The organism is Paraburkholderia sp. BR14320 (assembly GCF_040948665.1).
Classification (GTDB): Bacteria; Pseudomonadota; Gammaproteobacteria; order Burkholderiales; family Burkholderiaceae; genus Paraburkholderia; species Paraburkholderia youngii.
In genome coordinates this window covers 129,957-143,312 of record NZ_JBFPKG010000011.1, presented here as the reverse complement: position 1 = coordinate 143,312, position 13,356 = coordinate 129,957, and the positions used below count along the sequence as shown (strand labels likewise).

Here is a 13,356-nt window from a genome sequence, read left to right as displayed (position 1 = left end):
TCTGTGCACGGTGGTGAGTACCGCGAAACGACCGCCGTCATCATACAAGGACGACACTCATCCTGTATCGGAAGGCGGCAGGTCGAGCCTTGCTGGCAGGACGCGGTTCGCTCGCGCGATCGGTCGCGTGCGGCGCGCAATGCAAAAAGAAACCTGGCCGGCTCGCACCGGTCAGGTTCCTGCATCGAACGCACGTCATCGACACGCCGCATTGCGGCTACGCCCAGCGTCTTTAGCGGCTCACGCGGCAGCGCAACCTCCCCGGCCCGCTCAGGCCGGCACCAATTCCGCCTGCGCCGCGCGCGACCAGACGCGATGCTGCCCGGCAGCCTTGATGAACGCCTTCAACACATCGGCCGATTGCGAATCCTCACCGGTCGCGACGCCGTCCGACTGCGCGGGCAACTGCGCGGCCGTGAGCAGATCGCGGCCCGCGCCGAGCGCCGCGATCGCCTTCAGATGCTTGAACGCTTCGAGCACGAAGTGCCGCGCATCGCCCGACTGCGACAGCGCCTTCGCCCCCTTCTCGCCGCCGACGACGATCACCGCGTCGAACATCACCGACGGAAGCCCGGCGATCGTCGCGTCGGGTGTGAGGCCATCGATCCCGGCGAGCGTCGGCGCGATCAGCATCGGCGTCGCGCCTTCACTCTTGAGCGCCTGCTGCAGCTGTTTGATCGCAGCCCCATCTGAGCCGGGCGCAGCGAGCAGCGCGATCTTGCGGGTCTTGATGCCCGGCTTCACGCGATTGAGCAGACTCAACGCCGGCGACGCCTTCGGCCCCACCAGCTTCGCCGTGCCCTGCTTCGGCGCCGGCAGACCGAGTCCTTCGGCCACCTTCGCGGCGAGACCGGCGTCGAAGTTCGCGAGGATCTCGTTGACCTGGCGCGCGCGAATCTCGGGCTTCGTCACCTTACCGAGCTCGAACTGATAGGCCGCCGCGATATGGTCTTTTTCCGGCTGCGACATGCTGTTGTAGAACAGCGCGGCCTGCGAGAAATGATCGGCGAACGACTCGCTGCGCACGCGAATCTTCGTGCTCTCGACGCGTTCCTGATAGCTGTCGAAGCCGCCATCTTCGGCGGCCGGATTGGTTTCCTTCGGCCAGCCGTCGTTCAGCGAGTTCGGCTCGTACGACGCCTGGCCGACGTGGATCGCCTGCCGATGCATCGCATCGCGCTGATTGTTGACGGACGGACAGACCGGCCGGTTGATCGGAATCTCGTGAAAGTTCGGGCCGCCGAGACGGCTGATCTGCGTGTCCGTGTAGGAGAACAGACGTCCTTGCAGCAGCGGGTCGTTGGTGAAATCGATGCCCGGCACGATGTGCCCCGGATGGAACGCGGCCTGTTCGGTCTCCGCGAAGAAGTTGTCCGGATTGCGATTGAGCGTCATCTTGCCGATGATCTGCACCGGCACCAGCTCTTCAGGAATCAGCTTGGTCGGGTCGAGCAGATCGAAATCGAACTTGTGCTCGTCGGCTTCCTCGACGATCTGCACGCCCAGTTCGTACTCGGGATAATCGCCGCGCTCGATCGCTTCCCACAGGTCGCGCCGGTGAAAGTCCGGGTCCTTGCCCGCCAGCTTCTGCGCTTCGTCCCACAGCAGCGAATACGAGCCTAGTACCGGCCGCCAGTGGAACTTGACGAAGCGCGCCTTGCCCTCTGCATTGACGAAGCGGAACGTGTGGACGCCAAAGCCTTCCATCGTGCGCAAGCTGCGCGGGATCGCGCGGTCCGACATCGTCCACAGCACCATGTGCGCCGATTCGGGCACGAGCGAAACGAAGTCCCAGAACGTGTCGTGCGCGGAGCCGCCGGTCGGCATTTCGTTCGGTGCTTCCGGCTTCACCGCGTGCACGAAATCGGGAAACTTGATCGCGTCCTGGATGAAGAACACCGGCATGTTGTTGCCGACCAGATCGAAATTGCCTTCCTGCGTGTAGAACTTCGTCGCGAAGCCGCGCACGTCGCGCACCGTGTCGGCCGAGCCGCGCGGTCCTTGCACGGTCGAGAAACGCACATAGACCGGCGTTTCGGCGGCCGGGTCCTGCAGAAACGCGGCCTTGGTGTACTCGCGCATCGATTCGTAGACCTTGAAGACGCCATGCGCGGCCGAGCCGCGCGCGTGTACGATCCGCTCTGGAATGCGCTCGTGATCGAAATGCGTGATCTTCTCGCGCATGATGAAGTCTTCAAGCAGCGACGGACCGCGTGGCCCCGCGCGCAACGTGTTCTGGTTGTCGGCGATCTTGACGCCCTGATTGGTTCGCAGCGCCTCGCCTTGCGGCTTCACGCGATTGCGTTCGAGATCGTTCGATTTCGCGTCGTTCGACTGCGCCGCCCCGTTTGCGTGGGCCGCGGGCTTCTGGGTATTCGCTTTACCTGCCATGGGAATCGACTCCTTGTGTTCGGGCGCGCGGCGACGAAGGCGTCGCGGCGCGCGATTACGGAGTCAGCAAGGGCCATACCTACGAAGTCGCAGCGCAATGGCGGCGCGGCGGCGCAAGATCAGAACCGGTAGTTGATCGATACGTCGGCGACGCCCGTCGCGCGGCTGCGCGTGATCGGACTGTTGCCCGCGCTGCCGACGAGCTGCTCGAACGCGCCGTCGGCGGTCGCGAACCAGTGCTTGCTGAACAGCCAGATCGCGCTGACACCGAAACCCACCGACTTGAAGCCCGCGCTCGCGTGATACTGCGGATACTGCGAGTGAGCGGCCTGCTCCTGATTGACGCCGAACCAGCTGTTCATGTACTTGGAGTCCGCGAGCACCACGTTCGGGCCGGCGAACCAGAAGAACTGCCTGGTGCTGCCGGGCATCGGCATATATGCACCGAGATCGCCGATCCAGCCGTTCGATCCGCCGAAATAGCGGCGGATATCGGCGCGCAGCACGAGCGGAAAATCCTTCGAAATGACGTACTCGCCCGAGAGCTTCAGACCCACCGCCGGGTTGATGTTGCCGAGCCCGTTGAGTTCCTGCGGATCGTCCTGAGCGCGCCGGCCGAGGTCGTAGACCGCGGCGAGACTCATGCGCCAGTTCTCGCCCTGCGCGAAGTTCACGCCGAAGCCTTCGCCGCTCGACAGAAAGAGCAGATCCTTGTACCGCACGTCGATGCTCGGACCGGCCACCAGGTGATAGCGGTCCGATCCCTCGAAGCGCGGCTGGAACGACGTAGCCACGCCGAAGCGCAGTTGCCAGTCGGGAATGTTCGGCTGCCACATCTTCTGCAGCGGAACGCCCACCGAGTATTGCCATTCGCCGAGCGGCGACGGCGTCTGCGCGAAGACCACACCCGGCCCGCAGGCCATCGCACTCAAGGTCGCGGCGACGAAGAAGCTCGCCGCGATGCCGGTTTGTTTATGGCGGGGCGAGGCGCCCCGCTTCTTTCTGCGGCTGTTCACCACCGGAAGCCTCCGATCCGCTCGTCGCGATGAGGTTAGGTTTTCGCCCGGGGTCCAGCGCGGACCCAAAAAGCACGGACGACCGCCGCACCGCTACTTACGGCGTGTAATTTTTCCAATCGATGACGCGGGCGGCGCGAGGCGCACGAGGCGCGGCGAGCCCGCGTGACCCACGCGGTCGTGTGGCCACTGCGCATGATCCTTGCGCGCCGCGCTGACCCGGACAATGGCCCACGGAACATGGCTTCGCAAGATATGCGCCAAGTCTGTGGAAGATTGATGACGAGCGCGGCGCAACCGTTCGGCCGGGTCATTGCCCTGCTTGAACGAGCACCGGCTTGTCGCGATACAGGCTGGGGAACAGGCGCTTCAGGTTGGCGATTTTCGGCATGTCATTGAACACGATATAGGCCGAATCGGGATGCAAGGTCAGGTAGTTCTGGTGATACGACTCGGCCGGATAGAAGCCTTTGTACGGCTCCGTCTTCGTGACGATCGGCGCGGGGAACACGTGCGACTTGTCGAGCTGCGCGATGTAGCTTTGCGCGACGCGCCGCTGCGCATCGTTCAGCGGAAAGATCGCGGAGCGGTATTGCGTGCCGCTGTCGGGCCCCTGACGATTCAGCTCGGTCGGGTCCTGAACCACCGAGAAATACACCTGCAGCAACTGGCCGTAGGTGACCTTGCCGGGGTCGAAGGTGACCTGCACCGATTCGGCGTGCCCGGTGTCGCCGCCGCTGACGGTCTCGTACTGCGCGGTGTCGCGTGAGCCGCCCGAGTAGCCGGACACCGCCCTCGTCACACCACGCACGTGCTGGAACACGCCCTGGACGCCCCAGAAGCAGCCACCCGCGAGCACCGCGGTTTCCTCGTGCGCGGTGCTGGCCGGGAGCGGTTCGTCGAGCGCGGGCGGTGCGATCACGACGGCGTTCTCCGCCGGGAACGCGACGCGCTGCGCGAGCGGCGACGCAAAGGCGGCGGCGCCGAGCAGCAACGACAACGCGGCCGCACGTGAGCGTTTCGAGTTGCCGCCGAGCGATGTAAGGGATTGCGGTCTGTTGCCAGTCATGGTGGTCGCTCCGAAAAAGTGCCGACGCGCGCCCGCCTTGCCACCGTGCTGCCAGGCCGCACGCGGGTGCGCCGAAGCTTGGTCGCGCGGGCGCGGCGTTTATGACAGCATGCGCGCTTTTGCGGCCGGCTGCGCGGCGTGGTGACCGAGCGGATTACAGCGGAAATTTCGTGGTCGACAGGATTTCCTTCAGCACCATGAACGAGCGGATCTGCCGCACGCCGGGCAGATACAGCAACTGCTCCGCGTGCAGGCGATTGAAGCTGTCGCTGTCGCGCGTGCGGATCACCATGAAATAGTCGAACTCGCCGGTCACCACGTGGCACTCCATGCAGCCGGCCACCTTCTGCGCGGCCTTTTCGAATTCGGCGAACGACTCTGGCGTCGAGCGATCGAGCACCACGCCGATGATCACCAGCATGCCCGCGCCCGCCGCCTTGGGGTCGAGCAGCGCGACCACGCCTCGAATCAGCCCCGATTCCTTCAAGCGCTCGACGCGCCGCAAACACGCCGGCGCGCTCAGCTTCACCTTCGCCGCGAGCGCCACGTTCGAAATGGACGCGTCGGTCTGCAACTGCCGCAGGATCGCGCGATCGATGCGATCGAGCGCGTGTTGCCGATCGGAAGGTTTCGATCCAGCACGAACTTTTGTTGCGCTAGTGGCCATCTTTGCGAAGTTTTGTGAGGAAGCGGAGATTCCCTGATTTTTAAAAATAGGTCCGGCCGATTTTTTTCGCAAGCTCATTTCCGACGGTTTTTTCTAACATGAACGCTCGGAAATCACCCACCACGGAGCCCCGATGAACCTGCAACGATTCCCCCGCTATTCGCTCACCTTCGGGCCGACGCCGATCCAGCCGCTCAACCGTCTGAGCAAGCATCTCGGCGGCAAGGTCAAGCTCTATGCCAAGCGCGAAGACTGCAATAGCGGCCTCGCGTTCGGCGGCAACAAGACCCGCAAGCTCGAATATCTGATCCCCGACGCACTCGCGCAGGGCTGCGACACGCTGGTATCGATCGGCGGCATCCAGTCGAACCAGACGCGCCAGGTCGCGGCGGTTGCCGCGCATCTGGGTCTGAAGTGCGTGCTCGTGCAGGAGAACTGGGTCAACTACTCGGATGCGGTCTACGACCGTGTCGGCAACATCCAGATGTCGCGCATGATGGGCGCCGACGTGCGGCTCGTGCCGGACGGCTTCGACATCGGCTTTCGCAAGAGCTGGGAAGACGCGCTCGACAGCGTGCGCGCCGCCGGCGGCAAGCCGTACGCGATTCCCGCCGGCTGCTCGGATCATCCGCTGGGCGGGCTCGGCTTCGTCGGCTTCGCCGAAGAGGTGCGCCAACAGGAAGCCGAATTGGGTTTCAAATTCGACTACATCGTCGTGTGCTCGGTGACGGGCAGCACCCAGGCGGGCATGGTGGTCGGTTTCGCCGCCGACGGCCGCGCCGAGCGGGTAATTGGCATCGACGCCTCGGCGAAACCGGCGCAGACGCGCGAGCAGATCACGCGCATCGCGAAGCGGACCGCCGAGAGCGTCGAACTGGGCCGCGACATCACCGCGAAGGACATCGTGCTCGACGAGCGCTACGGCGGCCCGGAATACGGTCTGCCCAACGACGGCACGCTCGAGGCGATCCGCTTGTGCGCGCGGCTCGAAGGCATGCTGACCGATCCGGTGTACGAGGGGAAGTCGATGCACGGCATGATCGACAAGGTCCGTAACGGCGAATTTCCGGCCGGCTCGCGCGTGCTGTATGCGCACCTGGGCGGCGTGCCGGCGTTGAGCGCGTACAGCTTCATCTTCCGCGACGGTTGATGGGGTTTAGAAGATTTAGCCGACGGGCGTCCGCGGTTCGGCCGCGAGCTTTTTCCTCAGATGCGTGCGCAGAAACTCGACGAATGTCCGGATCGTGACCGAGCTTTGCCGATGCTGCGGATACACCGCATAGACGCCCGTCGCCGACGGCAGGAACGCTTCTAGCACGGGCACGAGCTGTCCGCTGGCGAGCGCATCGGCGATGATGAAATCGGGCAGCCGGACGATTCCCAGTCCCGCGACGGCCGAATCGCGAATCAGCTCGCCGTTATTGGCCCGCAACGGCCCGCGCACCTCGACGCTCTTCGCCGCGCCGTCGACGCGAAACTCCCAGCTGACCGCGCCGCCATGGCCGTACAGCAGGCAATCGTGATTCGCGAGGTCGGCCGGCACGGCCGGGCTGCCGCGCCGCCGCAGATAACCGGGGCTGCAGCACGCGATCATCCTCACGTCGATCAGCTTCTGCGCGATCAGCGACGAATCCGCCAGCGTGCCGATGCGGATCGCCATGTCGAAGCCCTCGCCGACCACATCGACAGCGCGGTCGCTCAGTTCCATATCGAAGCGCACGTCGCGATGCTCGCGCAGAAACGCGGCGACGAGCGGCGACAGATGCGTCATGCCGAACGACATCGGCGCGCTCACGCGTAGCAGCCCGCGCGGCCCGGCACGGCGCAGCGACATCGCCTGCTCGGCGTCCTCGACCTCGCCGAGGATGCGCTTGGCCCGCTCGTAGAACTCCTGGCCCAGATCGGTCACCGCCAGCTTGCGCGTATTGCGAATCAGCAGTTGCACGCCGAGCGCCTCTTCGAGCGCCATCACACGGCGGCTCACGAACTGTTTCGACAGCGACAGCCGGTTTGCCGCGGCGGTGAAATTGTGGGCGTCGACGGTCGCGACGAAGATCCGCATGTCATCGAGTTGCATCGTATTGTCCACTCCAATGCGACAGTGTTTCCGATTTTACCCTGATTATAACGATCCGGATTGACCTACACTGTCATTCATCGATCGCAGCCAAACACCTGGCCCGGATCACACGACAAAACTCAAGGAGAAAACAGCATGCTCGAAATCAGACACGCCAACCAACGTGGCCGCGCGGAACACGGCTGGCTCAGCTCGCGCCATACGTTTTCGTTCGCGCACTATCACGATCCGAAGCAGAACGGTTTCTCGGACCTGCTCGTGATCAACGACGACCGTGTGGCGCCGGCGCAAGGCTTCGGCAAGCATCCGCATCGCGACATGGAGATCTTTTCGTACGTGCTCGAAGGCGCGCTCGAACACAAGGACACGATGGGCACGGGCTCGGTGATCGTGCCGGGCGACATCCAGTTGATGAGCGCAGGCACCGGCGTGGCGCACAGCGAATACAACCATTCGAAGAGCGAGCCGGTGCACTTCCTGCAGATCTGGATCGCACCGGCGCAGCAAGGCACGCAGCCGCGCTATCAGCAACAGCATTTCGGCGCGGCCGACAAGCGCGGCGTGCTGCGGCTGGTGCTGTCGCCGGACGGTGCGGACGGTTCGCTGCAGTTGCAACAGGACGCACGTGTGTATGCGGGTCTTTTCAACGGCGACGAAACCGCGCGGCTCGAACTCGCGAAGGACCGTTATGCGTATGTTCATGTGGCGCGCGGCAGCGTCACGGTGAATGGCGTCGAGCTTGGCGAGGGTGATGGCGCACGGGTGCGTGGCGAAGAAGCGCTGACGTTCACGCAGGGCCGCGACGCGGAAGTGCTCGTGTTCGACCTGCGCAACATCGAGACCTCGGCGTTGTGGGCATAAGCGCTCCGCTTGCGCCGCTAATGACTCAATCTTGATCTGGCTCGTTGGACGACAATGTCCAGCGAGCTTCAACTCTCTACCCTAACGGGAAAAATCATGCGCTATACGCTGTTTGAAAACCAGAAAGACGCTGTGGTTCTCGTCGCCCGAATCCTGCTGATGGTGCTGTTCGTGATGTTCGGCTGGTCGAAGCTGACCGGCTTTTCCGGCACCGTCGCCTATATGACGTCGACCGGCGCGCCTGTGCCGGAGTTGTCCGCCGTTATCGCGGTGGTGATGGAGCTGGTCGTGGGCGTCGCGCTGCTAGTGGGTTTCTTCACGCGACCGCTGGCGCTGCTGCTTGCGCTGTATACGCTCGGCACCGCGATCATCGGCCACCACTACTGGAATATGACGGGCGCGATGCAATACGACAACATGATCCATTTCTACAAGAACATCGGCATCATCGGCGGCTTGCTGTTGTTGTGCGTGACCGGCCCCGGCAAGTATTCGTTCGACCGGCGTTGATACCGATTGCCGCGCTTTAACGAAAAAGGCCCGCATGCCGCGGGCCTTTTTTCGTGCGCAAACTGAAACGGCGGCCCGCGGGCCGCCGTTTGCGTCTCTGATCTACCGGATCAAACTGCTGCTTCGGCTTCCGCTTCGCTGACCGCCGCGACTTCTTCGCTGTGGCGGATCAGGTGATCGAACGCGGACAGCGATGCCTTCGCGCCTTCGCCTACCGCGATCACGATCTGCTTGAACGGCACCGTAGTCACGTCGCCGGCGGCGAACACGCCCGGCACCGACGTCGCGCCGCGCGCATCGACGACGATCTCGCCGTGCTTCGACAGTTCGACCGTGCCCTTCAGCCATTCGGTGTTCGGCACGAGACCGATTTGCACGAACACGCCTTCGAGTTCGACCTTCTTCACGTCGCCCGAAGCGAGGTCCTTATAGACCAGACCGTCGACCTTCTTGCCGTCGCCGGTGATTTCCGTGGTCTGCGCCTGGGTGACGATCTTCACGTTCGGCAGGCTGCGCAGCTTGCGTTGCAGCACTTCGTCGGCACGCAGCGTCGCGCCGAATTCGAGCAGCGTCACTTCGCGCACGAGACCCGCGAGGTCGATCGCCGCTTCGACACCCGAGTTGCCGCCGCCGATCACCGCGACGCGCTTGCCCTTGAACAGCGGGCCATCGCAGTGCGGGCAGTAGGCGACGCCATGATTGCGGTACTCGCGCTCGCCCGGCACGTTGATTTCGCGCCAGCGTGCGCCGGTTGCGAGGATGATCGTCTTCGCCTTCAGCACCGCGCCGTTCGCGAGACGCACTTCGTTGATGCGCCCCGGAATCAGCGCTTCGGCACGCTGCACGTCCATGATGTCGACGTCATAGGCCTTCACGTGCTGTTCGAGCGCGGTCGCGAACTTCGGGCCTTCGGTTTCGGTCACCGACACGAAGTTTTCGATCGCCAGCGTATCGAGCACCTGGCCGCCGAAACGCTCCGCCACGACGCCAGTCGCGATGCCCTTGCGCGCCGAGTAGATCGCCGCCGCAGCGCCCGCAGGGCCGCCGCCGACGATCAGCGTATCGAAGACCGGCTTCTTTGCCAGTTCCTTCGCGGCGCGCGCACCGGCGTTGGTGTCGAGCTTCGCGAGGATTTCCTTCACGCCGCTGCGGCCCTGGCCGAAGGTTTCGCCGTTCAGGAACATCGTCGGTACCGCCATGACCTGGCGCGCTTCGACTTCGTTCTGGAACAGCGCGCCGTCGATCGCGACGTGACGGATGCGCGGATTGATCAGCGCCATCACGTTCAGCGCCTGCACGACTTCCGGGCAGTTCTGGCACGACAGCGAGAAATACGTTTCGAATTGATAGTCGCCGTCGAGGCTGCGGATCTGTTCGATCACCGCATCGTCGAGTTTGACTGGATGGCCGCCGACCTGCAGCAGTGCGAGGACGAGCGACGTGAATTCATGACCCATCGGAATGCCGGCGAAACGAATGCCCGCTTCCTTGCCCGCTTCGCCGATCGAAAACGACGGCTTGCGCTCATCGTCACCGCGACGCTCGATCACCGTCACGCGCTCCGACAGAGTCGCGATGTCGTTCAGCAGGGCCAGCAGCTCCTGCGACTTCGCGCTGTCGTCGACCGATGCGACGAGCTCGATAGGCCTGCTAACTTTTTCGAGGTACGACTTCAGTTGAGTCTTGAGATTGGCGTCAAGCATGGCGTTGCGATTCCGTGACGAGGGGTGTTGGTGTCCCGGCGCCGCACACATCCGGATAGGACATGCTGGGCCCGGGGAACGCGCGAAACGCCGTAGCATGCGATTCGCGCGGTGATGCGCCGGGAAGATCCCGGCAGATGCAGACTGCGAGTGCAGCGTGAGCTGCGCGGACCTTAGATCTTGCCGACCAGGTCGAGCGACGGGGTCAGCGTTTCTGCGCCCGGCGTCCACTTGGCGGGGCACACTTCACCCGGGTGAGCCGCGATGTATTGCGCAGCCTGAACCTTGCGCAGCAGTTCGCCAGCGTCACGGCCGATGCCGTTGTCGTGGATTTCGCACAGCTTGATCTCGCCTTCCGGGTTGATCACGAACGTGCCGCGCAGCGCGAGGCCTTCTTCTTCGATCAGCACGTCGAAGTTGCGCGAGATAGCGAGCGTCGGGTCAGCCAGCATCGGGTACTTGATCTTCTGGATCGTGTCCGACGTGTCGTGCCAGGCCTTGTGCGTGAAGTGCGTATCGGTCGACACGCTGTAGATTTCAACGCCAATCTTCTTGAACTCTTCGTAACGATCGGCCAGGTCGCCCAGTTCGGTCGGGCACACGAACGTGAAGTCTGCCGGGTAGAACACGAAAACCGACCACTTGCCCTTCAGGTCTTCTTCAGTGACGGTCTTGAAATCGCCGTTGTGGTAAGCCTGTGCTTTGAACGGTTTGACTTGACTGTTGATGATCGGCATTTGCTGAATCCTCTTTGGAGGGTGGTTGGAAAGTAGAGCCAGTATGTCAGACTACACTTAATAGGTAAAGTGGATTGTATTAATGATTTCGATAGCCCGGCCCTATTAATTTTGGCGGTTCAGACTATCGGTCGAATGGCCGGGCGATTCAGCCCTTCAGAAGCCGCCACAGCGTGGTTCGGCCGATGCCGAGCGCGCGGCTGGCGGCGGCACGATTGCCGCCGGATTGTTCCAAGGCACGCAGCGCATCCTCGCGGGTGGGGCTGGCGCGGGGCGCCGTGCTGCCAGGGCTAGCGTCCTGAGACGCTTCCGTGATTCGCTCGTCCCCGGCCGGCCTGATCCGGCTGAACTCGGGAAATACCGCCAACCAGTCTGGCAAGGCGTCGGCGGTCGAGTTCGCGGACAACTCGCTGGTCACCTCGCCGATATAAATTGCCGCGCGCGCCAGCAGATTTTCCAGTTCGCGGACGTTGCCGGGCCACGCGTAATTCGCGAAAAGCGGGTCGAGAAACGCGAGCACCCGCTCGAGCGCCGCCGCCGACAAGCCGTATTGCAGCGCGCTGCGCTCCAGCAGATGCCGCGCCAGCGGCGCGATGTCGGCGCGGCGTTCGCGCAGCGGCGGCAATTTTATCTGAAGCAGATTTAATCTGAAATACAGATCCGCGCGAAACGGGCCCTGCTCGACGAGCGCGTGCAGATCGCGGTGCGTCGCGGCGATCACACGCACGTCGACCGGGGTCGCGCGGCCCGCGCCGAGCTTCATCACCTCGCGTTCCTGCAGCACGCGTAATAGCCGGCTTTGCAGCGCGGCCGGCATTTCGCCGATTTCATCGAGAAAGATAGTGCCGGTGTGCGCGATTTCAAATAGTCCCGGCTTGCCGCCGCGCCGCGCGCCCGTGAACGCCCCTTCCTCGTGCCCGAACAGCTCGCTTTCGATCAGCCCCTCGGGCAGCGCCGCGCAGTTGAACGCGACGAACGGATTGCCGCGCCGCCGGCTCACGTTATGGATCCCCTGCGCGACCAGTTCCTTGCCGGTGCCGCTTTCGCCGCTCAGCAGCACGGTCGCGTCGTGCGCGGCGCCGGCGCGCGCGAGCCGGCGCACGCGCTCGAGCGCCAACGACTCGCCGATCAGATCGTCGAGCCGATGCCGCGCGACCAGATGCCGTGGCCGCTGGCTGGTGCGCAGCGAACGGTCGATCCGCTGCGCAACCAGCGCGTCCTGCGCGGTCACGACAAAACCGGCCCGCGCGCCCTGCTCGACGATCGGCACACAGTTGACGATCAGCGCGCGCCCCCCGATCTGCTCGATGCGTTCGTCGACCGGCTCATCGGCGACCCGCGTCTCACGCAACAGCGGCGCGAGCGCGCGTCCGACCCGCGCGGGGGTGTCCTCGTCGTCCTTCGGCGCCTCCTGCGCCGGGCCTAAACCGAGCAGGTCGAGCATCGCCGGGTTGACGGCTTCGAGCTGGCCGGCTTCGTCGAACGCGGCGACGCCGTCGCGCAGGTGCGCGACGATCGTATTCAGGCGCACCCGCTTCGATTCCTTCTGCCGGCTCACGCGCGCCAGTTCGACCGAGCGCTCGAACGCTTCCTCGACCGCGGCGAGCGAGTACAGGAACACGCTTTCCATGCCGGCCTGCTGCGCCAGATCGCAGGCCATGCCCGCGCCGACCACCACGCGGCAGCCCTGCGCGGCGAGTTCATCGACCGCGTGCCGCACTTCGTCGATCGACCGGTACGCGCGCTGCCGCAAATCGACGTTCAGCAGCGGGCTCAGGTCGGCAAGTTCCTGCGCGATCGCTTCATGCAGCACCAGCCCGATGCGCGCCTGCGGCCACGTGGCGGTGGCGCGCGTGATCGCGCTCAACACGTCGAAGCCATTCACCTTGACCATCACGACCGGCACGCTGAGGTTTTCGCGCAGATACGCGCCGTTCGAGCCGGCGGACAGTACGACATCGACGGAACCTGCGTCCACGTATGCCTGCAACGCGGCGACGGCAGCGCCATAGCCCTCCCGCACCGTGAAGAATTTCGCGCGGCCGGCATAGCGCGGCGCTACCGCCTCGCAAAGCGATTGCAGTCGGCTGATACTGACGAGTGCGACGCCGGGGCGCCCGGCATCGACGGCGGGACTCGGGTTCGCGACGAATGGGCTAAACGTGGACACCGTGTTCTCCTTGATTGAAACGTTCCGCGAAACGTTTCATGAAACGTTCCACCGATTTTGCCACGAACCTCCGAGCCGAGCCCGCAGCGCGCAAACCCTTGTTCCATCGGCACAACGCGCGGAACATCGGCCAATGGCACGTTTCCTGCAGA

10 protein-coding genes and 1 pseudogene are annotated in these 13,356 nt (G+C 64.1%); 3 read left to right on the top strand and 8 right to left on the bottom strand.

What is annotated here, in order from left to right:
* Nucleotides 1–270 precede the first annotated feature (270 nt).
* The 4 genes and pseudogenes from katE to AB3X89_RS13870 all read right to left on the bottom strand — a co-directional run.
* A pseudogene (gene katE, locus AB3X89_RS13885) lies at nucleotides 271–2,406 on the bottom strand (catalase HPII); the annotation flags it as partial.
* A gap of 104 nt (nucleotides 2,407–2,510) precedes the next feature.
* Complete coding sequence (locus AB3X89_RS13880) at nucleotides 2,511–3,410, bottom strand: MipA/OmpV family protein (RefSeq protein ID WP_368583789.1); 900 nt, start codon at nucleotides 3,408–3,410, stop codon at nucleotides 2,511–2,513.
* A 307-nt stretch (nucleotides 3,411–3,717) separates the two neighbouring features.
* The gene (gene msrA, locus AB3X89_RS13875) at nucleotides 3,718–4,476 is read right to left on the bottom strand and encodes a peptide-methionine (S)-S-oxide reductase MsrA (protein WP_368583788.1); all 759 of its coding nucleotides are present in this window, start codon (nucleotides 4,474–4,476) and stop codon (nucleotides 3,718–3,720) included.
* Between the two features lie 154 nt (nucleotides 4,477–4,630).
* Nucleotides 4,631–5,143 carry an Lrp/AsnC family transcriptional regulator gene (locus tag AB3X89_RS13870; protein ID WP_368583787.1) on the bottom strand — a complete coding sequence of 171 codons (513 nt, stop codon included), beginning with the start codon at nucleotides 5,141–5,143 and terminating at the stop codon, nucleotides 4,631–4,633.
* Between the two features lie 133 nt (nucleotides 5,144–5,276).
* On the opposite strand from AB3X89_RS13870, the gene AB3X89_RS13865 reads away from it, so the two are divergent.
* Entirely contained in the window at nucleotides 5,277–6,293 is a 1,017-nt protein-coding gene (locus AB3X89_RS13865; RefSeq protein WP_368583786.1) for a 1-aminocyclopropane-1-carboxylate deaminase, read from the top strand.
* 15 nt (nucleotides 6,294–6,308) lie between these two features.
* On the opposite strand, the gene AB3X89_RS13860 is transcribed toward AB3X89_RS13865, so the two are convergent.
* Nucleotides 6,309–7,220: a LysR family transcriptional regulator gene (locus tag AB3X89_RS13860; protein WP_368583785.1), complete on the bottom strand. Its 912-nt coding sequence runs from the start codon at nucleotides 7,218–7,220 to the stop codon at nucleotides 6,309–6,311.
* Between the two features lie 138 nt (nucleotides 7,221–7,358).
* On the opposite strand from AB3X89_RS13860, the gene AB3X89_RS13855 reads away from it, so the two are divergent.
* Nucleotides 7,359–8,084 carry a pirin family protein gene (locus AB3X89_RS13855; protein WP_368583784.1) on the top strand — a complete coding sequence of 242 codons (726 nt, stop codon included), beginning with the start codon at nucleotides 7,359–7,361 and terminating at the stop codon, nucleotides 8,082–8,084.
* 96 nt (nucleotides 8,085–8,180) lie between these two features.
* Nucleotides 8,181–8,594, top strand: a complete 414-nt coding sequence (locus AB3X89_RS13850) for a DoxX family protein (protein ID WP_176123767.1) — start codon at nucleotides 8,181–8,183, stop codon at nucleotides 8,592–8,594.
* 110 nt (nucleotides 8,595–8,704) lie between these two features.
* Here the strand turns inward: AB3X89_RS13850 and ahpF are convergent, their stop codons facing one another.
* The 3 genes from ahpF to prpR all read right to left on the bottom strand — a co-directional run bounded on the left by ahpF (nucleotide 8,705) and on the right by prpR (nucleotide 13,204).
* Entirely contained in the window at nucleotides 8,705–10,297 is a 1,593-nt protein-coding gene (ahpF, locus tag AB3X89_RS13845) for an alkyl hydroperoxide reductase subunit F (RefSeq protein ID WP_368583783.1), read from the bottom strand.
* Between the two features lie 173 nt (nucleotides 10,298–10,470).
* Nucleotides 10,471–11,034, bottom strand: coding sequence for an alkyl hydroperoxide reductase subunit C (gene ahpC, locus AB3X89_RS13840; protein ID WP_368583782.1), 564 nt, complete (start codon nucleotides 11,032–11,034; stop codon nucleotides 10,471–10,473).
* 148 nt (nucleotides 11,035–11,182) lie between these two features.
* Nucleotides 11,183–13,204, bottom strand: coding sequence for a propionate catabolism operon regulatory protein PrpR (gene prpR / locus AB3X89_RS13835; RefSeq protein WP_368583781.1), 2,022 nt, complete (start codon nucleotides 13,202–13,204; stop codon nucleotides 11,183–11,185).
* Between the last annotated feature and the right edge of the window lie 152 nt (nucleotides 13,205–13,356).

Coding starts and splice junctions, on each gene's coding strand:
- AB3X89_RS13855 (WP_368583784.1), top strand. CDS start 7,359: ATGCTCGAAATCAGACACGCCAACCAACGTGGCCGCGCGGAACACGGC.
- ahpF (WP_368583783.1), bottom strand. CDS start 10,297: ATGCTTGACGCCAATCTCAAGACTCAACTGAAGTCGTACCTCGAAAAA.
- AB3X89_RS13860 (WP_368583785.1), bottom strand. CDS start 7,220: ATGCAACTCGATGACATGCGGATCTTCGTCGCGACCGTCGACGCCCAC.
- AB3X89_RS13850 (WP_176123767.1), top strand. CDS start 8,181: ATGCGCTATACGCTGTTTGAAAACCAGAAAGACGCTGTGGTTCTCGTC.
- AB3X89_RS13870 (WP_368583787.1), bottom strand. CDS start 5,143: ATGGCCACTAGCGCAACAAAAGTTCGTGCTGGATCGAAACCTTCCGAT.
- ahpC (WP_368583782.1), bottom strand. CDS start 11,034: ATGCCGATCATCAACAGTCAAGTCAAACCGTTCAAAGCACAGGCTTAC.
- AB3X89_RS13865 (WP_368583786.1), top strand. CDS start 5,277: ATGAACCTGCAACGATTCCCCCGCTATTCGCTCACCTTCGGGCCGACG.
- msrA (WP_368583788.1), bottom strand. CDS start 4,476: ATGACTGGCAACAGACCGCAATCCCTTACATCGCTCGGCGGCAACTCG.